At 53.2% G+C, this 22,410-nt stretch carries 20 protein-coding genes; 13 read left to right on the top strand and 7 right to left on the bottom strand.

The annotated features are described in order from the left end of the window. Nucleotides 1-69: 69 nt before the first annotated feature. Both HU175_RS17265 and HU175_RS17260 read left to right on the top strand, forming a co-directional pair. On the top strand, nucleotides 70-1,014 hold the full coding sequence (locus HU175_RS17265; RefSeq protein ID WP_176567772.1) for a bifunctional helix-turn-helix transcriptional regulator/GNAT family N-acetyltransferase: 945 nt from the start codon (nucleotides 70-72) through the stop codon (nucleotides 1,012-1,014). A 167-nt stretch (nucleotides 1,015-1,181) separates the two neighbouring features. Continuing rightward, nucleotides 1,182-2,489 (top strand): Gfo/Idh/MocA family protein, encoded by a 1,308-nt coding sequence (locus HU175_RS17260; protein ID WP_176567771.1) that lies wholly within the window; start codon nucleotides 1,182-1,184, stop codon nucleotides 2,487-2,489. Between the two features lie 366 nt (nucleotides 2,490-2,855). Here the strand turns inward: HU175_RS17260 and HU175_RS17255 are convergent, their stop codons facing one another. After that, nucleotides 2,856-4,079, bottom strand: a complete 1,224-nt coding sequence (locus HU175_RS17255; protein WP_176567770.1) for an aspartate aminotransferase family protein — start codon at nucleotides 4,077-4,079, stop codon at nucleotides 2,856-2,858. Between the two features lie 22 nt (nucleotides 4,080-4,101). On the opposite strand from HU175_RS17255, the gene HU175_RS17250 reads away from it, so the two are divergent. The 4 genes from HU175_RS17250 (at nucleotide 4,102) to HU175_RS17240 (ending at nucleotide 8,118) form a co-directional block, all read left to right on the top strand. Next, nucleotides 4,102-5,295: a hypothetical protein gene (locus HU175_RS17250; protein ID WP_176567769.1), complete on the top strand. Its 1,194-nt coding sequence runs from the start codon at nucleotides 4,102-4,104 to the stop codon at nucleotides 5,293-5,295. 19 nt (nucleotides 5,296-5,314) lie between these two features. Continuing rightward, nucleotides 5,315-6,214, top strand: coding sequence for a hypothetical protein (locus HU175_RS17245; RefSeq protein ID WP_176567768.1), 900 nt, complete (start codon nucleotides 5,315-5,317; stop codon nucleotides 6,212-6,214). 81 nt (nucleotides 6,215-6,295) lie between these two features. Then, entirely contained in the window at nucleotides 6,296-6,421 is a 126-nt protein-coding gene (locus HU175_RS24975) for a hypothetical protein (protein WP_255433032.1), read from the top strand. Further along, the gene (locus HU175_RS17240; protein WP_176567767.1) at nucleotides 6,418-8,118 is read left to right on the top strand and encodes a sodium:solute symporter; all 1,701 of its coding nucleotides are present in this window, start codon (nucleotides 6,418-6,420) and stop codon (nucleotides 8,116-8,118) included. The genes HU175_RS24975 and HU175_RS17240 overlap by 4 nt, the downstream gene beginning before the upstream one ends. Nucleotides 8,119-8,222: 104 nt before the next feature. On the opposite strand, the gene HU175_RS17235 is transcribed toward HU175_RS17240, so the two are convergent. Further along, a complete protein-coding gene (locus HU175_RS17235) occupies nucleotides 8,223-9,116 on the bottom strand; it encodes a DUF2911 domain-containing protein (RefSeq protein WP_176567766.1) in 894 nt (297 codons plus the stop codon). 312 nt (nucleotides 9,117-9,428) lie between these two features. Here HU175_RS17235 and HU175_RS17230 point away from each other — a divergent pair, with 312 nt between their 5' ends. The 3 genes from HU175_RS17230 (at nucleotide 9,429) to HU175_RS17220 (ending at nucleotide 12,221) form a co-directional block, all read left to right on the top strand. Next, a complete protein-coding gene (locus tag HU175_RS17230) occupies nucleotides 9,429-11,126 on the top strand; it encodes a hypothetical protein (RefSeq protein WP_176567765.1) in 1,698 nt (565 codons plus the stop codon). A gap of 53 nt (nucleotides 11,127-11,179) precedes the next feature. After that, nucleotides 11,180-11,731: an NUDIX hydrolase gene (locus HU175_RS17225; RefSeq protein ID WP_176567764.1), complete on the top strand. Its 552-nt coding sequence runs from the start codon at nucleotides 11,180-11,182 to the stop codon at nucleotides 11,729-11,731. 82 nt (nucleotides 11,732-11,813) lie between these two features. Next, nucleotides 11,814-12,221: a hypothetical protein gene (locus HU175_RS17220; protein ID WP_176567763.1), complete on the top strand. Its 408-nt coding sequence runs from the start codon at nucleotides 11,814-11,816 to the stop codon at nucleotides 12,219-12,221. Between the two features lie 68 nt (nucleotides 12,222-12,289). On the opposite strand, the gene HU175_RS17215 is transcribed toward HU175_RS17220, so the two are convergent. Genes HU175_RS17215 through HU175_RS17205 form a run of 3 tightly spaced genes read right to left on the bottom strand, consistent with a single transcriptional unit; the run spans nucleotide 12,290 to nucleotide 15,155 of the window. Beyond that, entirely contained in the window at nucleotides 12,290-12,793 is a 504-nt protein-coding gene (locus HU175_RS17215; protein ID WP_176567762.1) for an O-acetyl-ADP-ribose deacetylase, read from the bottom strand. A gap of 21 nt (nucleotides 12,794-12,814) precedes the next feature. Continuing rightward, nucleotides 12,815-14,494, bottom strand: coding sequence for a S8 family serine peptidase (locus HU175_RS17210; RefSeq protein ID WP_176567761.1), 1,680 nt, complete (start codon nucleotides 14,492-14,494; stop codon nucleotides 12,815-12,817). Further along, nucleotides 14,448-15,155, bottom strand: a complete 708-nt coding sequence (locus HU175_RS17205; protein ID WP_176567760.1) for a hypothetical protein — start codon at nucleotides 15,153-15,155, stop codon at nucleotides 14,448-14,450. Before HU175_RS17205 ends, HU175_RS17210 begins: the two co-directional genes overlap by 47 nt. A gap of 113 nt (nucleotides 15,156-15,268) precedes the next feature. Between HU175_RS17205 and HU175_RS17200 the strand changes: the two genes are divergently transcribed. From HU175_RS17200 to HU175_RS17185, 4 genes are all read left to right on the top strand, one after another. Further along, nucleotides 15,269-16,657 carry an AAA family ATPase gene (locus HU175_RS17200; protein ID WP_176567759.1) on the top strand — a complete coding sequence of 463 codons (1,389 nt, stop codon included), beginning with the start codon at nucleotides 15,269-15,271 and terminating at the stop codon, nucleotides 16,655-16,657. After that, the gene (locus HU175_RS17195) at nucleotides 16,638-17,516 is read left to right on the top strand and encodes an HNH endonuclease (RefSeq protein ID WP_176567758.1); all 879 of its coding nucleotides are present in this window, start codon (nucleotides 16,638-16,640) and stop codon (nucleotides 17,514-17,516) included. Before HU175_RS17200 ends, HU175_RS17195 begins: the two co-directional genes overlap by 20 nt. Nucleotides 17,517-17,673: 157 nt before the next feature. Next, the gene (gene pheA, locus HU175_RS17190) at nucleotides 17,674-18,747 is read left to right on the top strand and encodes a prephenate dehydratase (protein WP_176567757.1); all 1,074 of its coding nucleotides are present in this window, start codon (nucleotides 17,674-17,676) and stop codon (nucleotides 18,745-18,747) included. A gap of 101 nt (nucleotides 18,748-18,848) precedes the next feature. Beyond that, complete coding sequence (locus HU175_RS17185; protein WP_176567756.1) at nucleotides 18,849-19,541, top strand: sulfite oxidase-like oxidoreductase; 693 nt, start codon at nucleotides 18,849-18,851, stop codon at nucleotides 19,539-19,541. Nucleotides 19,542-19,722: 181 nt separating this feature from the next. Here HU175_RS17185 and HU175_RS17180 read toward each other — a convergent pair whose 3' ends face one another. Together HU175_RS17180 and HU175_RS17175 are read right to left on the bottom strand one after the other, a co-directional pair. Further along, nucleotides 19,723-21,309, bottom strand: coding sequence for a hypothetical protein (locus HU175_RS17180; protein ID WP_176567755.1), 1,587 nt, complete (start codon nucleotides 21,307-21,309; stop codon nucleotides 19,723-19,725). A 133-nt stretch (nucleotides 21,310-21,442) separates the two neighbouring features. Next, nucleotides 21,443-22,315 (bottom strand): carbon-nitrogen hydrolase, encoded by an 873-nt coding sequence (locus HU175_RS17175; protein WP_176567754.1) that lies wholly within the window; start codon nucleotides 22,313-22,315, stop codon nucleotides 21,443-21,445. Nucleotides 22,316-22,410: the final 95 nt, after the last annotated feature.

Below are 22,410 nucleotides of genomic sequence, written 5' to 3'. Positions count from 1 at the left end.
ACCATTTAGTTGGAGAAATAAGTATCATTATTTATAATTGTATAAGTACTTATGTAAATTGTAATGCATATGAATTTCTTTCAAAAAACGGGGCCTCTGGCGTTAGGGAGCCGATTACGGCAGATGAGCGAGCGATTGACGCAGGAAGCAACAAAGGTTTATGCTCTCTACGGTGTGGCTACTGAGCCGCGCTGGTTTCCAGTAGTCTACGCCCTCACGCAGCAGGATAGCCAGTCGGTCGCGCAACTGGCAGAAACGATAGGTCAGTCGCAGGCATCAGTGAGCCAGGTGATTAAAGAGATGAATCAGCGCGGGTTTGTAACAATCAGTAAATCCGCCGACGACGGGCGCAAAACAATCATTACGTTGACGGATCAGGCCCGGCAGCAGCTTCCGGCGCTGCAACATCAGCTGACCGACGTAGGGAATGCCGTCGACGATATGCTGACCCAGACCCAGCACAACATCTGGATGGCGCTGGACGAGCTTGACTATCTGCTGGCTCAGCAAAGTTTGTTCGAGCGAGTGAATGAACACCGTAAACAGCGCGAGCGGGGGCAGGTGGCGATTGTACCTTACACGGAGCAGTATCATGACGCCTTCCGTCAACTCAATCAGGAATGGATTACGAACTATTTTGTAATGGAAGAAGCTGATTACAAGGCCCTGAATCACCCCGATGAGAAAATTCTCCAGCCGGGCGGGGCAATTCTGATGGCGCTCTACCAGGGCGAGCCCGTTGGTACCTGTGCCCTGATCAAAATGGACGATGTCAGTTACGAGATGGCTAAAATGGCCGTGTCGCCCAAAGCGCAGGGAAAGCATGTGGGCTGGCTGCTGGGGCAGGCTGCTCTGGATAAAGCCAGGGCACTGGGCGCCAAACGGGTATATCTGGAAAGCAATACGATGCTGAAACCGGCCATCAATCTATACCATAAACTGGGCTTCCAGCGGATCGTGGGGGCCGTTTCCCCTTATCAGCGAGCCAATATTCAGATGGAGCTGATGCTGTAAGCAATCGTTAATATGGATCAATTACTCTCGTTCGAATGGACAGGCGCTACTGGTTACAGTTCCGTATCAGTAGCTTAGCCAGTAGGTCATACTTTATTGGCTAAAAGCACCTGTGTTGCTGGTCTGGGTATCGGCAGCGACCTGAATGGGCTAACTACCAGTATCCTATGAACCGTACCGACTTTCTGAAAACTTCGGCGCTGGCGGGCGCTGCCTTAATCACCGATCCAATGGAGGTTCGGGCGTTTATCACGCCTAAAAAAGCAGAAAAATACCGTACCGCCGTAGTGGGTACCGGCTGGTGGGGGGGCAACATCCTGCGATGCGCCGTGCAGGCTGGTGAATCAAAAATCGTGGCCATGTGCGATGTGGATTCGCGTCAGCTCAAAAAGGCCAGCGACGAACTGGGTAAGCTGACAACCGACCGGCCGAAACTGTACCGGGATTATCGGGAAATGCTGGCCACCGAGAAGCCTGAGATCGTCATCGTGGCCACCCCCGACCACTGGCACCCGCTTATTGCTATTGCGGCCATGCAGGCCGGTGCCCATGTGTACGTCGAAAAACCGATCGGTCATACCATCAATGAAGGCAAGGCGATGGTGAAAACGGCCCGCCAGACCGGGCGTATCTGTCAGGTGGGTATGCACCGACGCGTATCGCCCCATAACGTATCGGGTATGGAGTTTATCAAGTCGGGTAAGGTCGGGAAAATTGGTATGGCAAGGGCGTTTGTGCATTACAGCGGTGGCCCCGGAAAACCAACGCCCGACGGCGAAGCGCCCCAGGAGATGGACTGGAATATGTGGTGTGGTCCCGCGCCGTTACGTGCCTACAACCCCGCCATGCACCCGAGAGGCTGGCGTAACTTCCTGGACTACGCTAACGGAACTCTCGGCGACTGGGGTGTTCACTGGATGGATCAGATTCTGTGGTGTACGGATGAGAAACATCCCCGAAAGGTGTACTCGACCGGTGGGCGGGCCATCAGGCAGGACAGCACCGATGCGCCTGATCATCAGGTGTCGACCTTTGAATTTGACGATTTTACGGCTGTCTGGGAGCACCGGACTTTCGGCGGTAATATGGCCGAGAAAACGCACCCCCAGCAGGCCGTAGGCGTATATTTTTACGGCACGGAAGGCACATTCCATATGGGCTGGCTCGATGGCTGGACCTTCTACCCGTCCGACCCGAAAAAGCAGGTCATTCATCAGGACGCGCAACTGAATCAACCCGACGATCAGAACATTGCCCAGCTCTGGGCTAACTTTTTAGGCAGCATCAAATCGAATAAATTACCCATTTGCGATATTGAGATCGGTCAGCGCTCCACGAACATGGCGCTGCTGGGTATGCTGTCGCTGAAACTGGGACGTAGCGTAGCCTGGGACGGCAGCCAGATCCCCAACGATCCCGAAGCAAACAAACTCCTGAGCCGGGCATATCGAGGGGAGTGGCAATACCCGGTGTAAAAGTAATTTGCCACGGTGTCTACACGTAAAACAACGTATCAAAGGTTCAACTATGCCATAGTTCAAAATTCTGGTATAGTTGAACCTTTGATACGTTGAGAGAATATTGATAATAAAGTGCCGGGAAGGCTATTGCCATCCAAGTGCCTAAAATCAGGGTCAAACCATTAACTCTCGGAAACTCATTGGGGCGGTTGGTGCGTTGAGAAACCAATGCGCCAACCGGCCGCTTTATTGATACCAAATTCTTATGGCAAACGAAATGCCCCCTAAATCCGGCGGTAGTCTGGGGAAAACCTTTCTGATTGGTGCACTGATTCTGTTCGGACTGGCGCTGCTGGTTGGTACGCTGACGGTGCTGTTTCCTTAGCCCACTACGTACTCGACCGCTTCCAGAATAACGGCGCAGGCTTCCCGAATCTGTTCCTCTGTGATGATAAGGGGCGGGGCAATGCGCATGGAATTGTCGCAGAACAGGAACCAGTCTGTAATGACGCCGTTCTCAATAGCGCGGTCGATGACGGCTTTCAGGACGTCAAATGAGTCGAATTCGACGGCCATCATCAGCCCCTTGCCGCGCACCTCGTTGATGGCTGGATGACGGAGCAGCTGCTTAAACAACTGACCTTTGGCTTCGGCCTGTTCGTGTAGTCCCTGCTCACGGATGGTCTGTAAGGTAGCCAGCGAGGCCGCGCAGGAAACGGGGTGTCCGCCGAACGTCGTGATGTGCCCCAGAATCGGGTTGTTGCGGAACACCTGCATAATCTCAGCCGAGCTGATGAACGCTCCGATCGGCATACCGCCCCCCATACCTTTGGCGCACAGCAGAATATCAGGAATAGCGTCAAAACTCTCAAACGCCCAGAACGTACCGGTACGTCCGAAGCCCGTCTGAATTTCGTCGAAGACCAGTAGCGCACCCACCTCCGTACAGCGTCGACGTACCGCCTGTAAATAGCTCGCGCTGGGTACGCGAACGCCCGATTCTCCGCCAACCACTTCCATGATTACGGCCGCGGTACGGCCTGTAATCTGCGCCAGATCGTCCATCGCTCCGTGCCGGATATGACGGACATCGGGGAGGAGGGGACGGTAGTTTCGTTTAAAATTCTCGTCACCGGAGAGAGAAAGCGCACCCTGCGTAGAGCCGTGGTAGGCGTTGAAGCAGCTAATAATCTCGCTACGGCCGGTGTAGCGCTTGGCCAGTTTCATCGCGCCCTCAACGGCTTCCGTCCCTGAGTTGGTAAAGTAGACCGTATCCAGGTTGCCGGGTAGTGTCTGAGTCAGGGCGTGGGCCAGTTCCGTCTGGGGCGTCTGTACGTACTCACCGTACACCATCAGGTGCAGATACTTGTCCAGTTGCTGCTGAATAGCGGCTACTACGTTCGGATGCCGGTGACCAACGTTGCTGACGCCAATCCCCGAAATAAGGTCCATGTAGCGCGTGACCTGGTCCGTAGAATAAAGATATAGGCCTTCGGCCCGGTCAATTTCCAACGCCAGCGGAAAATCTGAGGTCTGTGCTATATGCTGGAAAAATAATTGCCGGTGTGTTACCACTTGTATGACGGAATTTTCAATCTTACTCATCAATTTCCTAACACCCTTCCTGATGAAAACAGTTCTTTTCTGGTTGTTGATTAGCCCAACACTGCTGTGGGCACAACGAATTCAAATACGTCCCGAGGATACCCAGCGGAAACAGTCGTACCTGATCATGCGCGACGGTACAGTGGTGCGCGGAAAGATTATCCGGCAGGACAGCAGTCTAATTACGGTTCAGCAACGGGGTGATGTGATGACGTTCATCGAATCGGATCAGGTTAACCGAATCACCGCCGACCGCCCTCCGAAAATGGTTAGCTCCGGTGGGGCGTCGTATACCACCTTTTTCTTCCGCGACAGCTCCCGAATAGAAGGTACATTCGTTCGGCGGGATAGTACGATGATCACGGTACGGAAGCGAAACGGACAGTTAACCTACTTTGAACCCGAGTTGCTTCTCCGGACAGAAACCCTGTCGGCTGAAGTCAATGCCGATACTGGTCGGGTATTTACGAACCGTTTCTCACCCTGGCTCTTGTCGGGCCTGACGGCATATAATCCCGAAAAAGGCCGTTTTTATTACCGTAATACCCTGTTGTTGCTGAACGAGTTTGATTACGGGATAACCCGGTTCTGGAGCGTAGGGGCGAGTTTTGTGGCACCGGTTCCGTACCTGATCAGTCAGGACAATTACCTGGGTACGGGGCTATATTCCGACTTCAGTCCACTGCTGTTTACTAAACTCAGCGCGCCCCTCGGTCGATTCATCAGACTGGCCGTAAATGCCCGCTACCAGGCCGATGATGCAAAAATATACCCGACCCGAAAAGGCATTCTCACGCTTCATGGTCTGGCGACATTTGGCAGCAGCCAGCATAATGTCACATTGGGGTATGGTATGGCCGTGCCGGGGAAAGAGCGCGTTATAGGCTATGCGTACCCACAGCCTTTGCAGTCATCTTATTATCCATACATAACTGAGCGGCTGCCGACCCAGAAGTTTCTGACGCTTGGCATCATGCAGAACGTGTCACCCGGTCTGACAATCATCAGTGACAACCGGGTTAACCTGGGGGCATCCTATCATTACTACAATCGCGAGCGGGTAACGGCCTCGCTGGCAGTACGTATTGATCGTCGGCGGCACGCATTTGATATGGGCGTGTTCGGGTTGTTTTATGAACGGCCTTACCTCTACGAAAATAAGGCAGTACGATTCTTTCCATATGTAGGGTATAATCTGTTGATTGGCGCTAACTAAATGAGTCTCCATTATCCACATGAAATACCTTCTCTTGACCATCATGGTGGCGCTGCCACTGTTAGTTGTCGCCCAGGACGATTATTACCAGCAGCGGCCGTCTACACCGGTCGAAAAACAGACCTATTCTATTTTATTAAAAGACGGAACCCGGCTGCGGGGTGAACTGATCCGACAGGATAGTGCGGAAGCCATTATTCGGACGGAAAACGTGGGCACCATTACCGTAAAATCGGATCAGATTGTCCGGCTGGAGAAAGTTGGCGCACAGGCGGAAGGGGAGACCTTTCCGAATCTGTTTCCGCAAACGATGCGCGTGTTGCCAACGGCGTATTCGGCGGAGGCCGGTAAGCTGTACTTTCGGAATTATCTGCTCTCGCTGAGTCAGTTTGAGTACGGCATTACTGACAACTGGAGCGTAGGCACGACGTTTTATACGTTCCTACCCACGTTTCTGTTCAGTCTGAACACCAAAATCTCGTTTCCCGTTGGGCAACGGGTCCGGCTGGGAGTCCATGCGCAATATGCCGGGATACGGATTCCAAGCCTGTATCTGGGCAGCGATTTCGCCGGGATTGGCTACGTACAGGGGATGGTTACGACCGGCGACCGCCAGAATAACGCGACCTACGGGCTGGGCTGGAGCGTATCCAGAGGGAGTTTCTCGCGTAGCGCCGTTGGTTCGTTCGGAATCGTTCGGAAGGTAAGCCCTAAACTAAGTTTCATCAGCGAAAATCTGCTGGTGTTTGGCGGAGGGATAAATGGCGTAGCCGCTACGGTTTCGGGTGGTGTTCGCTTTGATCGTCGGCGGCACGCGTTCGACCTGGCGGTGTATTTACCAACGTTTTTCGGACCTCGTATCGAAACAACCGTCATCCTGCTTCCCTTCGCCAGCTACCACCTGCGGATCAGTAAGTAATTCTTCTGGGGGATTATTCCCGGCTGGTACACCGATTTGCCGTACTTTCGCCGTTGTAATCAGACAAGCCCTTCCGCGTTCATGCCCGATCAGCCAAACGATCTACCGCCTTTTGTCAGCTCCTGGCCCCAGCTCTACGCCATCGTCATTGGCGCGCTGGTGGTTGAAATGATCCTGTTTTACGTCCTAATGTGCTGGTTGTCATGAGTGGACTGGATTGGGGCGTGCTGGTGGCGACACTGCTGGGAATCATCGCCTATGGCATGATTCGGAGCCGGGGCAGCCGCAGTATGGACGACTACCTACTAGCGGGACAATCATTGCCGTGGTACCACGTCGGCCTGTCGGTGATGGCCACGCAGGCGAGTGCCATTACGTTTTTGTCGGCGCCGGGGCAGGGCTTCGCCGACGGGATGCGGTTTGTGCAGTTCTATTTTGGCCTGCCGCTGGCTATGGTCGTGCTGTCGGTTACGTTCGTGCCAATATTCCATAAACTACGGGTATTTACGGCCTACGAGTTTCTCGAAAATCGCTTCGATACGCGGGTACGGACCCTTACGGCGGGCCTGTTTCTGCTCCAGCGCGGCCTGTCGACCGGGCTGTCGATCTACGCACCGGCCATCATTCTGTCGACCATCCTGGGCTGGAACATTTACTGGACCAACCTGATTATGGGCGGAATTGTGCTGGTCTACAGCGTAACGGGCGGTACCAAAGCCATCTCCTACACCCACCTGCAGCAGATGCTGGTTGTTACGTTCGCGATGGGGCTGGCGGGTTACCTGACCGTAAAACTACTGCCCGAGGGTGTGGGTTTTGTTGATGCCTTACACGTCGCGGGTAAGGCGGGGCGGATGAACCTGATTGACCTGAAATTTGATCCCGACAGTCGGTATAACATCTGGTCCGGCCTGATTGGCGGCTTCTTTTTGCAGCTATCCTATTTCGGCACCGACCAGTCGCAGGTGGGGCGCTACCTGACGGGGCAGTCCATTGGGCAGAGTCGGCTGGGGTTGCTGATGAACGGACTCCTGAAGGTGCCTATGCAGTTTCTGATCGTACTGGTGGGCGTGCTAGTGTTCGTGTTTTATCAGTTCAATCCGGCACCGGCGTTTTTCAATACGCAGGAAACCGATCTGCTTAAACAGGGCCCCTACGCCAAAGCGTATCAGCTCGCCGAAATCAAGCACCAGAACCTGACTGCGCAGCGGCAGCGGGCGGTTATTGATATGCAGGCTGCCATCCAAACCAATGACGATGCGGCTCAGGAAACGGCCACCACGACGCTTAAAGAAACCGATGAAGCCCTGAAAACGGTAAAAACGAGTATCGTTGATCTGGTCAAAAAGAACAATCCGGCCGCCGATACCAATGACGGCAACTACGTGTTTCTCCGCTTCGTGCTGGATTATCTGCCGCATGGCCTGATTGGCCTGCTCATCGCCGTGATCTTCAGTGCGTCGATGGGCTCGATTGCCTCGGCCTACAGTTCACTGGCCTCAACAACCATTGTGGATGTGTATAAACGACTGATCCGGCCGGAAGACAGCGATGCCCATTACCTGCAGGCGTCGCGCTGGGCCACCATTGGCTGGGGAATTTTCTGCATTTTCGTCGCCCAGTTCGCCAACCGGCTCGGCAGTATGATCGAGGCCGTAAACATTTTGGGGTCGCTGTTTTACGGCGTTATTCTGGGGGTGTTTGTCGTCGCCTTCTACGTCAAGTCCATCGGTGGGCGCGCTACGTTCTGGGCAACGCTGCTGGCCGAAGTATTTGTAGTTCTGAGCTGGTATTTCAATCTGACGGCCTTCCTGTGGCTGAACGCTATCGGCTGTCTGCTCGTCGTCCTCTTCGCCTGGATACTGCAGCGGGTGATGAAAAAGCAGGAAGACGTGATAAATTAGACGAAAAAAAAGACCGAGGTTCTACAGATACTACAAAAAAGACTAGCCGTGGGCAAACGCTTACGGCTAGTCTTTTTTCTTGAGTCTTTGCTCTTACGTCTTAGTTACGCTTTTTTCTTGCCTTTCTTTCCGGCGGGCGCTGGCATTTTGCTGGTGTACTCAGCGATGCTCTTTTCGATGCCGTCCTTGAAGAATGAGAACGACGCATCGTTGGCCGCTTGACCCACCGTCAGGGCTTTCTGCGCAATGGGTAACGCTTCGGCGTATTTGCCCTGTTTGCCCAGAATCTGCGATTTTACGAACAGGTTCCGATACGTTTCTTTCTGGGCGATCGACTTATCAATCCAGGTCAGGGCCTGATCCAGATTACGACCTTTCGACAGGTTGTAGTTAGCGGCAGCCTGCAGAACAGCGGCATCTTCGGGCTTGTCGGCAACGGCTTTATCGACGTTCGCGGCCGAGTTCTTGTTGACGTCAACCCCCAACTTTGCCGTGGCTTTGGCTTCATTCCATTTGAAGTTCATATTAGCCGTACTGTCCGTTACGTCGCTGAAATCAATGGTAAAGCTCTCCGTTTTCTCCGTGCCCATCGAAGGCGTCAGGTCCACCCGCAGCACGTCCTCATCCTGTTTGTATGTCTGTTCCGTCACGCTCAGATTCTTGTTGAAGATCAGCGTAAAGGCGTCCTGGTTTGGAATCGACATGATGGCGTAGGTTCCGGCGGGCAGCGTCTTGCCGTTTACCATCAGGTCGGTCGATGTTGTGAACGCCGTTGCCTGGTTGGCGCCCGTCCGCCATACTTTTCCGACGGGTACGAAATCGCCAGTGAAGGGCGTACGGCCTTTCAGGCTGGGCCGCGAGTATTTAACCGTCAGGTCGGTGGTACCTACCGTCTGCATGATGGTAGCGCCGGGGCTGGGAGACGGAAGTTTGATCTGGGCCGTTGACAGCTGGGCCGCCAGGCACAGCGTAACGCCACTAAGTACGAGTTTACGCATTGTTGATTAAGTTATAGAATCGGTGCGAAGTTGCTCTTTTTCGGCCAGACTCTGAGCGTTTAATAGGATAACTTTTTATTAGGCAGCGCCCGGCTTCGGGAAAGGGGTTTCAATGAGCTTTGCCGACTATTCAGGCTATTCTCCAGTGAGCCGCGCTACGTATCCATCCGGTCTGGTATCTGATCCATCCGGCTTCCGTAGCATCGTTTGGCGCTGCCGGGTGCTGCCTGGTTAAAAAACGTACCACTTTTCTGTAGCGGCTGCGTATCTTGACAACTGGAGCAGAATTTAAAGAGACAAACCTGGATTAATATGAAACGTCAGAGATGGTTTCCCGCAACGTCAATAGCGGTAGCAACATGCCTGCTGCTCAATTCGGCGCGTAGCCCGGTTCGGGATACAGAGGAGGTAATTCCCCTTTGCGGCCCCGGAGCGGGGGGACCTGTCAATCGGATGGAAAGCGGCAAATTCATGGTGGCCCTGCCCGGTTGGGGTGACTATACCTACAAGATTACGACAACGCAGGACAGCGCTCAGTTCTATTTCAACCAGGGCCTGGCCATGTACTACAGCTACCACATGAAGGAAGCGATGGCGTCGTTCAAGGAGGCCGCCCGGATGGATCCAGCCTGCCCCATGGCCTATTGGGGGCAGGCCCTGGCGGGAGGTCCGTATTATAATGCGGCCCATACGTACAAGGTGCCCGGCGATATGCCGACCGTGCTGTCCCGAATGAATGAGTTCATGCCGAACGCCAGCGCTAAAGAAAAACGGCTGATTCAGGTGATGAACACCCGCTACTCCGCCGACCCAACGGATGCTGACCGCAAGCAGCTCAACCAGGCCTATGCATCGGCTACCCGGCAGCTGCTGTCCGATTTTGATGATCCCGATAGTAAAATGCTTTACGTGGACGCGATCATGCTGATTCACGCCTGGGATTTCTGGACGCCAGCGGGCGAGCCAAAGGCCTGGACTCCAGAAGTCGTAGCCCTTTGCGAGGACGTCTTAAAACACTACCCCAATCATCCGGCTGCGCTGCATTATCACATCCATCTTACCGAAGCATCCCGGCATCCCGAAGTGGCACTGGCCAACGCCGATAAACTCAAAACGCTGCTGCCGGGCGTGGCTCACATGGTGCACATGGCCAGCCATGAATACCAGCGGAATGGTCTTTTCGACCAGGGAGTGATTGTCAATGACCTGGCCGACGACAATCTACTGCATTACGATTCGCTGGCGGCACACCTAGGTCTGGTGAAACATTCGCCCCATTATTTTGCCGTGCAGACGTACTGTGCCCTGAGCGGGGGTATGTACCAAACTGGACTACGCGACGCGCTACGTTGCCGTCAGTCGGTTTCCCCGGTTGCTGAGAATGCCTACGATCAATACCTATACATGCTGCCTTCGCTGACGCTGGTCAGACTAGGGAAATGGGAGGAGATCTTAGCCTCGCCGAAACCCACCGAAGACTGGGACTATGCTGCCCTGCTTGATCATTTCTCCCGGGGGATGGCCTTTGTCAGGACTGGGAAACTAGCCGAAGCCCGACAGCAGCATCAATTGCTTGGGAAGTATTTGAACAGCCCGATTCTCAAAAAGCGACGTATTCCCTTTAATGCCCCGCTTCCGGTTGCTCAGATTGCCGATCACATTCTGGAAGCGTCCCTGCTTTTCGCCGAAAAACAGCCTGATCAGGCGATCGCCAGCCTTAACAAGGCGATTCAGTTGGAAGATCAATTGATCTATACCGAACCTAATGACTGGCCCTTGCCAGCCCGGCAGTTTTTGGGGGCTCATTTGCTAACCATGAACAAGGTGCGTGAAGCCGAAGCGGTTTACCGTGAGGATCTGGTTCATCATCCGGGTAATGGCTGGTCGTTGGTGGGCCTTCACAAAGCCCTTCGCCTGCAGGATAAACAGACCGAGCTTAGCCGGATTAAAGCGAGTTATATGACCGCCTTTTCGAAGGCTGAGCAGATACCGACCTCGTCGGTCTTTTAACCGGCTGTTTAATTAAATACAGCCAATCCGTTTCGTTTATACAATTTCATTTTATGCATCGTCAGGCATTACTAACCTTACTCCGCCAACACCAACCCATCGATACCAACGAACAGGAAATGACCGAGACAACTATCGCCTTTGTCGAGCAGCACCCCGATTGTTTTGACCGAATTCTGCTCACGGGGCACGTAACAGGTTCGGCCTGGGTGGTGAGCCCCGACCGGCAGCAGATCGTTTTAATTCACCACCGTAAACTGGACCGCTGGTTTCAGCCCGGTGGCCATGCTGATGGCGATCCGGACGTAGCGCGGGTAGCCCTGAAAGAAGCAGAAGAAGAAACTGGTCTGACTGACCTGAAACTGGTACGTTCAACCGGTGAACAAGCTCCCATTTTTGACGTCGACGTACACACCATCCCGGCGCGGAAAGAGGTACCTGAACACCGACACTACGACATTCGATTTATGGTCGAAGCAGACCCAAAAAAAGCGTTTGTTCAAAACGAAGAAACGCAGGATATTCAGTGGGTTTCGTTGAAGAAAGTAAACGAATATACGCAAGAAGAATCGATAGTCAGAATGATAAAGAAAATGTCTCGATAGTACAAAACTTAATCGCTATTTTAATGGTTTTTTAATAAAGGTAATTCGATATTTGCCACACAACAAAACCACAGAAATGGCTATGAAAACTGCAATAAAATTTTTTGCGGGGCTTAGTCTGCTGGCAATAGCAGAACAAGCTCTGGCACAAGACGAGAAGAAGCTGCGCAACGATCCAACGTACTCAACGCATAATTACAAGCACGGCAACAAAGCCGCTACAGCTCAGCGCTGGGAACGTAAAACCGAAGTAGCGGTTCAGCAACCAAAAGCGACCGATACTCGGCTGGCTGATTACAAAAAGCAAGTGCCGAATCAACAGCCAGTAGGCGGGATCACGGTTGACCATACACCTTCGACTGACGTTGCGGATCGGAACTACAAGATTCAGCGGATAAACCAACCCCGCGAAACGCCGAACGAAACCTTCGTGAAGCGGCAGCGCAAAGAGAAAGAGAACAACGGGAGTGTTATCGGTAACGAAGACTAAGACCGCTACGTCCCGAAAGAATCAGTAACGTATAACGAACCGGACCTGTGTGAACAGGTCCGGTTTTTTTATAAACGGTCAGTGTACAACTGGTAATTCTCGGCGTCGAAACAGACGAATAGAATCGCCTGAACGGAGGTGACCTGTCCGTCTAAAAACTGCCGTACGGCCGTTATGGCAACCTCGGCGGCTTTGTCTTTCGGGTAGCCGTAAACGCCGGTGCTGATGTTTGGAAAGGCGATGCTGGTGAGGTTATTTTCAATAGCCAGTTCCAGCGAGCGCCGGTAGCAACTGGCCAGCAGGGCCGGTTCGTCGTGTAGCCCGTTTCGCCAGACGGGGCCCACTGTGTGAATAACGTGTTTGGCGGGAAGTCGGTACCCTTGCGTGATCTTGGCATCGCCGGTCTTGCAGCCGTGCAGTTTCCGGCATTCCATGACCAGTTCAGGGCCAGCCGCCCGGTGAATGGCACCGTCGACCCCACCACCGCCAAGCAGACTGGTATTAGCCGCGTTCACAATGGCGTCGACGGTCTGTTTGGTAATATCGTCCTGAATGACCCGGATGGTTGCCATAGTTGTAGATGCGTTTAAGGTTTACTGCTTCACAACTTTCACCGTCCGGCGCTGATCACCGGCGATTAATTGCATCAGATAAACACCCGCTGCCAGATTAAGGTTGGGTAGAACGAACGTTGCTATGCCGTTTACCGGATATTGATTTCGCCAAAGCACCCGGCCTGTCAGATCGGTCAGCATTGCGTCGAGAGTTGTATTGCCCAGTTTGTCCCACTGTACCGACAATGGAATGGCATTACTGAAAGGATTCGGGTACAGCACCAGGGGCGTCAGGGCGTCGCTCAACACACTTGCCCGCTCAAAATTGGGAATCCCGTAGCCCAGCCGATTATCCGGAGTAGCGTACTGACTTCCCGACCGGCGAAGTGCCTCGCGTACCTGAACCGCCGTTAGTCGGGGGTGGGCCTGCCAGAAGCCAGCGACCAGCCCGGCCACCAAAGGCGACGCGAACGAAGTGCCACTTCCGTAGGAAATCCGGCCATCGGGCAAGCCAACGACGACACTGGAGCCAAGCGCGGCCAGGTCCGGTTTAACACGACCGTCGGCCGACGGACCGATTGAGCTGAATGACGCCTGTGTGCCAGCGGACGTAACGCCACCGATAGCCAGTACGTCCGGAGCATCGGCGGGAGCAATGATGTACCGCCAGGCGTTGTTTCCTTCGTTCCCGGCTGAATTGACAACAACAATCCCCGCTTCGGCTGCCCACTGGGCTGCCCGGCTGATGAGGGTTTTGGTGCCCGTCAGGTCGGTATAGATATGACTCGGGTAGGGGGGATCAAAGCTGAAATAACCCAGCGACGAATTAATAATGTCAACTCCGGCGCTGTCAGCGTATTCGGCACCGATAAGCCAGTTGGCTTCTTCAATTGGTTTTTCGGTGGCGGCATCTTCGGTACGCAGCAGCACATAGCTGGCTTTGTAGGCTGTGCCATACAAGGTGCCGTCGGCAGTGGCTGCCATCGTTGATAAAACTTCTACACCGTGGGCATCATCTTCGTAAACGCTGGTATCGCGCGTAACAAAGTCATACGTCGCTACCACTCGTTTTTCGTCAAAGAGCGGTTTCAAATACCTTACGGTATTCGCGTTCCGGAAGCCCGCATCCAGTACACCGATCAGCATACCTTCGCCGTGATAGCCCCGTTGGTGCATTACGTCGGCGCCAAGCTGAGCAAGCTGAGTTTGAGAGACTCCGTACGCCAGCGACGTATCGAGCGGTTGCGAAACGACGGAAGTTATAGCTAAGGCTTCGTTCCGTATTGGAATGTCCACGCGGGCACTGGCCAATGCCTGGCCAAGCTCCAGCCCCTGCACGAAGGGCAGCGACTGTATCCGGGTGATGACCGGCGTGGTTGCTTCGAGCAGTACGGCGTTCAACCAGCGGGAGCTGTACCAGACCGTAGCGCCTGCCTGCCGAAGCTGGGTGACATAGGCTGGATTAACGGGTAAATCGCGCTCCTTCACCATAATGTTCTGCTTCTGCCGTCGTAGGACAGACCGCTGCGACAGAAACTGCTCCGGCCGGTCTACCGAGTAGGGGGAGTTCGCTTTATCACGTAGCAGCACTAGGTATTTCTGAGTGGACTGGCCAGTACTACGATGCCCGTAGCAAAGCAGCGTGACCAGGAGTAGCCAGAGCCAGCGGGTTCTACTCCCGGCCATATTGCTGAATGCGGTAAATCTGTCGGGTGCCATAGGCAATCTGGGCTTTGCCGATGCAGGCCGACGAGGAACAATACGTCAACTGCGTACGCTCCCGGTAGATCAAACCAACCTGACGGGCGTAAACCGCCAGCCGTTTGCCGCGGCTGAGCAGGGTTGAATCGTCCTGCATCAGTGCCGTAACGGTTGCATCGAACTGTTGAGACGAAACGCGGTAAGGCTGCCCGCTATTGCGTAGTTCGTAAGGATCCTCGGCCAGTTGGTTATATCGGTTGCCGTTCCAGCGCAGCCGGTTGCTGATCGGAAACGCCAGTGCGACAAAATCCAGCCCGTTTTCGGCACGTATCATTTCGTTCATTACCCGCCGGACCGACCAGATCGAATCGGCCGTCCAGACTTGTGTACCCGTGGAACGACGATAGCGCAGAAGCCGGTACGCCGGTTGCCCCGTTACGTCGGTGTATACGGGCCCAGTCACCTCCTTGAGTTGGTATGTCGTCTGTTGAGCAGGCGAGCTGTTCGGCAGGAAACGCTCCTCGGTTACGTTATAAATTACGTACCGCCCCGTTTCGAGCGGAAAATAATCGGCGCCATCATCAGGGAGGGTAGATCCGTCAGATTGGCAAGCGCCCAACAGCAGAAGGGCACTAAGCAGGCAGAAAAGTTGGTAGTACGGCAGGGTGTGGGAGCGCATATTGGTGGAAGATAATAGTGGCCTCCCATTAGTCGAGAAATGTTCGATATTTTTGTTTGGTCGATTAGACCAAACTGAGTAATACGTCGAACAACACGGCCCGATCAGACACGATGTACATCCGTAAAGTAAATATAGAAAATATCCGCTCAATAGATCGGTTTCAAATGGCCTTCCCGGAAGGCAAAGAAGCTGGCTGGCACGTACTCATTGGGGATAATGGAGCTGGTAAATCAACGATCATCCGGTCAGCAGCGTTGGCGATGCTTGATGTAGCAGATGTAAATGCCGCTCGGCAAAATTGGAATGATTGGTTGCAAACGGGGCAGCGTATTGGAAACATCGATGTAGTGGTGGTGCCCGATAGCCGCTATGATTCAACAACTGGGCCAGTACAGAATCGGATTACGTTTGAGGGGAAGCTTGTTCGTGATGAAGAAGGTAATATCCTTATACCCGATAGCCAGGCATCTTTACTTGAAATAATTTTCAGAGGCAGAAAAGTATACGGTAAACAAATAGAGGCTAGTCCTATGACAATGGCACCAGTATATACGGACGTAGCACCTGCACCTGCACCTAATCCTTCTCAATCAATAGAAACCAAACTGGGTGTTTGGTTTTCGGTAGCGTACGGACCGTTTCGTCGTTTTACGGGTGGCAACGCAGATAAAGATTCGTTGTTCATAAGTAATCCTCATTTGGGGGCTCATTTATCAGCTTTCGGCGAAGACGTAGCGTTAACAGAAGCATTGACTTACCTGGAAGTATTATATATACGTAGTCTTGAATTATTCATTAATGGTAAAGTTCAAGATCAGACCTTTGACCAATTGAAGCAGTTCATTAATCAAGCTGATCTTTTGCCTCACGGAGCTGTATTAGAGGATATTAGCTTGAGTGCTGGTATGCTGTTTCGGGATGGTAACGGTTTTCTGGTTGATGCTATTCAGATGTCAGACGGTTATCGTTCCGTACTGAGCATGACAATCGAACTCATCCGCCAGCTGATTCGTAGTTATGGCCCGGACTTGGTTTTTGCGAATGTTCGAAACGGCGGTAAAACAATAGATCTCCCCGGTGTTGTACTGATTGATGAAATAGATGCTCATCTGCACCCCACCTGGCAAACACGTATTGGACAGTGGTTTACGAAGTATTTTCCCAACCTGCAATTTATCGTTACTACGCATAGCCCGCTGGTATGCCGGGCCGCCGAGAAAGGGTCGATCTGGCGACTGGCAGCACCGGGTAGTGATCAGGTCTCTGGCGAGGTAACAGGAGTTGAACGCGATCGACTCGTTTTCGGAAACGTATTGGATGCCTACGGAACAGAAGTGTTCGGGCAGAACGTCGAGCGCTCCGAACACTCGAAAAACAAACTGCAACAACTAGCTCATTTAAGCCAGTTAAACGCCTACGGCCAAATCTCGGATGACCAGAAAAAAGAACTGCAGGAATTACGTAAAATTCTGATTACGGATGATACGACTGAATTCTGAAGAATTATCTAAGTCGGCTGCGGCTCATCTGCTTTCTGTTCAGGCACGTATAAATGATGGAGCTGACTTCGATCAGAAAGCAGAACGCGCCCAAACTGCCTGGGATAGCAAAAGTAGCTCGGACGTAAAAAAAGCGGCTTTCGGTGAGATCAAAGGAAAGCTGATTGCTATGTGCGTCGGCGTCGAGATTTGTAATTACTGCGAAAATAACGAAGCCACCGATGTTGAACATATTTACCCCAAAAGCTTCTTTCCGGAGCGGGCCTTTCGCTGGGAGAACTATCTATTAGCTTGCAAGACCTGCAATAGTGGTCACAAACTCGATAAGTTTGCCGTGTTTTCTCCAGCAGGCACTGATACGTCAGTCGATTTAATTCGGGACACTGCGCCTGCTACCGACGATGGTGTCATGATTGATCCTCGTGCGGAAGATCCGCTACAGTTTTTCTGGCTGGACATTCAGAACAAAACTTTTATTCTTGACCCACGATTAAAACTTGATCCACGCGATAAACGCAGGGCCGAATATACGCTAAAACTTCTTGGTCTTAACGACCGCGATACGCTCGTAGAAGCTCGAAAGACAGCGGCAAAATATTACCTCGATCGGCTGGAACGTTATGTAAAGGCTCGCGATGCGGCAACAGTCGACGAGTTGGAAACTGTCGTTCAGGATCCTGACTTCATTAACGAAGCGCAAACGCTGGAGGCCGAGAAACAGCGCATTTGTCAGCAAATTATCGTAGATATTCAGACGTATGCTCACCCAACAGTCTGGCACGAATTAAAGCGGCAACGGGGTAACCTGCCTAAAACGAATAGTCTATTGAACCGTGCTCCAGAAGCACTAAACTGGTAAGCAGCTCGACTCGTCTAGTTGTTAAAAATATTCATATAAATCAGGCCCGCTCGCTTTTTCGTCCGGTCAAAGTTTGCAGTAGGCGACGGGTACTGTACTTTTGCGAAACAGGACCGGGCCTCCTCTTGGCGCTACGTAGCGTCTGGCTCTCTGCACAATGACGCTTGAATCTCTCCGTACGGACATCGATGCCCTTGACGACCAATTACTGATGCTGCTTAACCAGCGCATGGACCTGGTCCGTCAGGTAGGCGAACTCAAACGCTCGACGAACACGGTCATCTACCGGCCCGAGCGCGAAAAACAAATTCTGGATCGGCTTTCTGCTCAGAACAAAGGCCTGCTGAATCAATCAGCCATCGAGGCTATCTTTCTCGAAATCTTTGCCGTATCGCGCAACCTGGAATTGCCCGAGCGAGTGGCGTTTCTGGGACCCGAAGGCAGCTTTACGCACCAGGCCGCTGAAAGCCGGTTTGGGGCTATGAGTACCTACACGGCGCTGCCCACGATCCGGTCGGTGTTTGAAAGCGTCGAAACGGGCCGGGCGCGCTTCGGTGTGGTTCCTATCGAAAACAACCAGGAAGGGGTAGTGAGCGAAGCAATTGACCTGCTGCTGGAAAAGAATCTTTGCATTGTTGCCGAAGCGCATATTCCGGTTCATTTTACGTTTGCCACGCAGGCCGAAAACCTGGCCGATATCACGCATATCTATTCCAAAGACATTGCGTTCCGGCAGTGCAGCCGTTTCCTGAACGACTCGTTTGATGGATTAAAAGCTGAGTTGGTACCCGTGGAATCGACTTCGAAAGCGGCTAAGCTGGCAGCTCAGCAACCGTATGCTGCGGCCGTATGCTCCAACATTGCCGCCAAGCTATTCGACGTACCGGTGCTGTTCGACAATATCGAAGACAGCAACCTGAACCGGACGCGCTTTTTGATTCTGGCTAAAGATTTCCAGAATCAGCCGAGCGGTCATGACAAAACGACGCTCATTGCCCGGCTGCCCAATACCGAGTCGCCGGGTGTACTGGCGGAGTTTCTGCAGGAGTTCAACGCCAGGGGAATCAACCTGACCAAGATTGAAAGCCGGCCCCTGCGCGATGGTGCTACGTTCCGCTACTGGTTCCTGCTCGAGTGCGAAGGCCACGCCAGCGAACCGGCTCTGCAGGAAATCCTGAACCACCATGCGGCCGAAGTGAAGCTGCTGGGGAGCTACGTCCGGGTGGCCTAAAAGGCATTGAATCAGCGAGTACGTAGTTTCTCGACTTAACCGGACTGCGGCAAACTACGTACTTGTTTTTGCTGTTATTCGTAAACACGCACTAGCAAACTATGGAAGCCAACGAAAAGCAAGATAGAATCGTCGAGGCCCGGATGAAACTCAAACGCCGGTTTGAGGAGAAAATAGCCCAGACGCCGTCCATGACCGACGCAAAACCGCGCGGATCAGGCCCCACAAATCGCCATGGTATGCCTGCCGTTCCCATTGGCCAGACGGTTACGACCAAATGGCCGGTGCTGGACCTCGGTTACCAGCCCGCTATTCCGCTGGATAAATGGCAGCTGAACATTGACGGGGAGGTCAACCACCCGCTTCGGTTGAAATGGGAAGACCTGATGGCCTTGCCACAGGTCGAAGATACCAGCGATTTCCACTGCGTAACAACCTGGTCGCGGCTGGATGTCCCCTGGGTGGGGGTGCGCTTCATGGACGTAGCGGCCCTGGTTGATCCGAAAGGCTCAGCGACGCACGTCATGTGCTATGGCTACGACGGCTACGCCACTAACATCTCGTTAGAGGAAGCCCTCAAACCAGACGTATTGCTCGTGCACACTGCGGACGGTCAGCCCCTAACCCGCGAGCATGGTGGCCCACTCCGTATGATTACACCCCAACTCTACGCCTGGAAAGGCTCGAAATGGATTAAACGCATCGAGTTCATGAATGCCAACCGACTTGGCTTCTGGGAAGAACGCGGCTACTCCGACACGGCCTACCCCTGGCGGAATGATCGGTATTCTTGATACGAGGGGACAGGGAGGATAGGAGAAAGGAACAAGGAAGGCAAAAAAATCAACTTGTTTTCTTAGTACTTGCCTGAATCATCTGGCCAATGACTGAGTCCTTGTAAAAGGAGAAAGGAACAAGAAGTCAACTAACTGGCTTTATCTTGTTCCTTTCTCCTTTTTTCCTTATTCCACCCCTTTAATTCATCTTCGCCCGGCCCAGGAAGATTTCATCACCTTTGAGCGTGATGGGCGTGCTAAACGTATAGCCGTCCTCGACGTAACGGACCATAACCTGCGTAATCTGATTAGGGCGGGCGTAGGCCTGGGTGGCGGCTACGAGAATCTGATCACCGTTAACGATGGCGCGGACGAAGGGCAGATTCCGGGTTTTGATCTGGTTGGCGTTGTATTTCGCCCAGGTTTTTCCGCCGTCATACGAACACTCCGTCGCTTCGTTCAGGTATTTCTCCCGGCCATTGAATAGGTCACCATGGTGTTTAAACAACCGCCACAGGCCATGAACGTAGTGCTCATAACAGGCATAGTTGCGGTCGCTGCCCAAACCTTTTTGTGCTGGATCTCGGGGAGAGGGCTGGTCGGGCGTCAGGTTGACGTAATCGTCCCACAGGATGACGCCGAAAGCTCCCGTGAACCAGTAGAAAATGCCCATGCCTTCGGCTACAGCGGGTGGGGCCGGATGTTCAGCTTTGCCGCTGTTGGCAAAAGCGGCACTTTGGGTGTTGAACAGCCAGTGCCACGCAATTCGCTTCTTTGACGACAGCTTGAGGTTCACTTCCTGCTCGCCCAGCAGGGCCGCCAGCCAGTGTCGGTCACCATCGCGGTTGTGCGAGGCTGAGTAATCGAATTCGGGATAGAGGTAATACGTACCGGGCATCTGAAAATCGGCGTAGTCAGCGTAGGACTTGCCGACAATCGAGTTGGGCATACCCCGCTGGCTACTGGTAGCCGTTTGTCTGGCCGGTGTGTTCCAGAGCCATTCGGGTTTAGCGGTATAATCTGAGGCTTTCGAGTACCCAAAGCTGTTGTGCGGAACCGGGGCTATTGAACCAACTTCGGTTTGTGGGCTGACATTATCCTTAATCGTCTTGATCAGGAACGTGTATAGATTGACCTGCTCCTGTTCATTTCCCCGATTGACCCCTTCATTCTCGATGTCGAGAAAAAGTTTGCTGTACGTGCTTTTCATGCCGTTTGGCGGACAGTCGCCAAACGCAACGCAGCCCCCCTGTAATTCGGTGGCTGCCTGATACATGTTGTTCCGGGTCGTGCGCGCGTTGGCCGGAGCCTGATAAAGCATGTCTTTACCCAGATTACCATTCCGCGCCCAGGGCAGTTGAAACGAATTGGCAAAATAATCCTGGTAGATGACCATTGCCCGTTGCGATTGTTTCAGGGCGCTGTGCCAGCCAGCGGGCGGGAACCCATCCGACCAGATCTCAACCTGGGGTACCATGCGCGACTGGTCGAGGCTGGAGAAGCCCCGCCGAAAAAGCTTGGTGCGATCCTGCTGTACGTGCAGATTCCGGCCAGCTCCGCAGAATGTTATGGTCTTCGTCGCGGGCAGCGTAAAATCGCCGACTATATCGAGGTTATAGTAGCCTCTGCGGGTTGTAGGCGTAAAACGGGAACGGGGCGTAACGGTCAGCGCTGTCGACTGGAGCGGTGTATCCTGGGTTGCTGGTTCAGGTTGGCGAACCGGTTGTGTGTACCAGAAGCCCAGACCGGCCAGCACAATCGTTATGAAGCCGAGTGCGAGTTTCATACAAAGGGAGAATGGAGGAAAGGAAAAAGGGGAGGAGAAAAGGAGGAGAGGGGAAAAGGAACAAGGGTTTTATGTAGCATTGTTCCCCTATTCAATTCTCTCTCTCCTCCTTCCGCTACGGCGGACCGCTCCTCTATTCATCAATATACCGCTTGGTAATGGGTTGGTAGGAGTCGATACGACGGTCGCGGAGGTAGGGCCAGGTCGTCCGGTATTTCTCGGATAAGCCCAGGTCAATCTCCTGAACGTGAACAGTTTCTTCCTCGTGCGGGGCCAGGTAAAGTAATGATCCGAAGGGATTCGTCACGAACGAGCCCCCCCAGAATTGCTGATCGGCTTCGCGGCCCACCCGGTTCACGGCCACCACCGGAACACCATTCGCAATGGAGTGGCTCCGCTGGATCGTCTGCCAGGCATTGTATTGCTCCTTGTTCTGTTCAGGATCGGGTTCGTTCGTATCCCAACCAATAGCGGTGGGGTAGAAAAGAATCTCGGCTCCCATCAGCGACGTAATACGGGCCGCTTCCGGATACCACTGGTCCCAGCAGATCAGGACGCCAATCTTGGCGAACTTGGTATCAAAGACTTTGTAGCCCAGATCACCGGGCGTGAAGTAAAATTTCTCGTAATAACCCGGATCGTCGGGGATGTGCATCTTGCGGTATTTGCCCATGTACGTTCCGTCGGCATCCAGCACCGCCGTCGTATTGTGATAGAGTCCCTGCGCCCGTTTCTCGAACAGCGACGCAATAATCACGACGCCCAGCTCGCCTGCCAGTTCACCGAGCCGGTTTGTGGTGGGGCCGGGAATGGCTTCGGCCAGACTGAAATTGTGATGATCTTCAACGTCGCAGAAGTAGAGCGATGTAAACAGTTCCTGCAGGCAGACAATCTGAGCACCTTTCTGAGCGGCCTCGCGAATACCGGCAATCGCCTTCTGAATGTTACTCTCGACATCGGCCGAGCAACTCATCTGGACTAAACCAACCTGAATCTTTTTAGACATATGCAAAAGTAATCGTTCGGGCGGACCACGCGGCAACCCGCCAGTTTATATCAACAAAAGTAGCAAGGGGTGGGTTCGATAGAAAAGTCTTCTTA

It is taken from the genome of Spirosoma sp. KUDC1026 (assembly GCF_013375035.1).
Lineage (GTDB): Bacteria > Bacteroidota > Bacteroidia > Cytophagales > Spirosomataceae > Spirosoma.
Note: the sequence above shows the minus strand (reverse complement) of the source record. Positions and strands in the feature narration are given on the sequence as shown.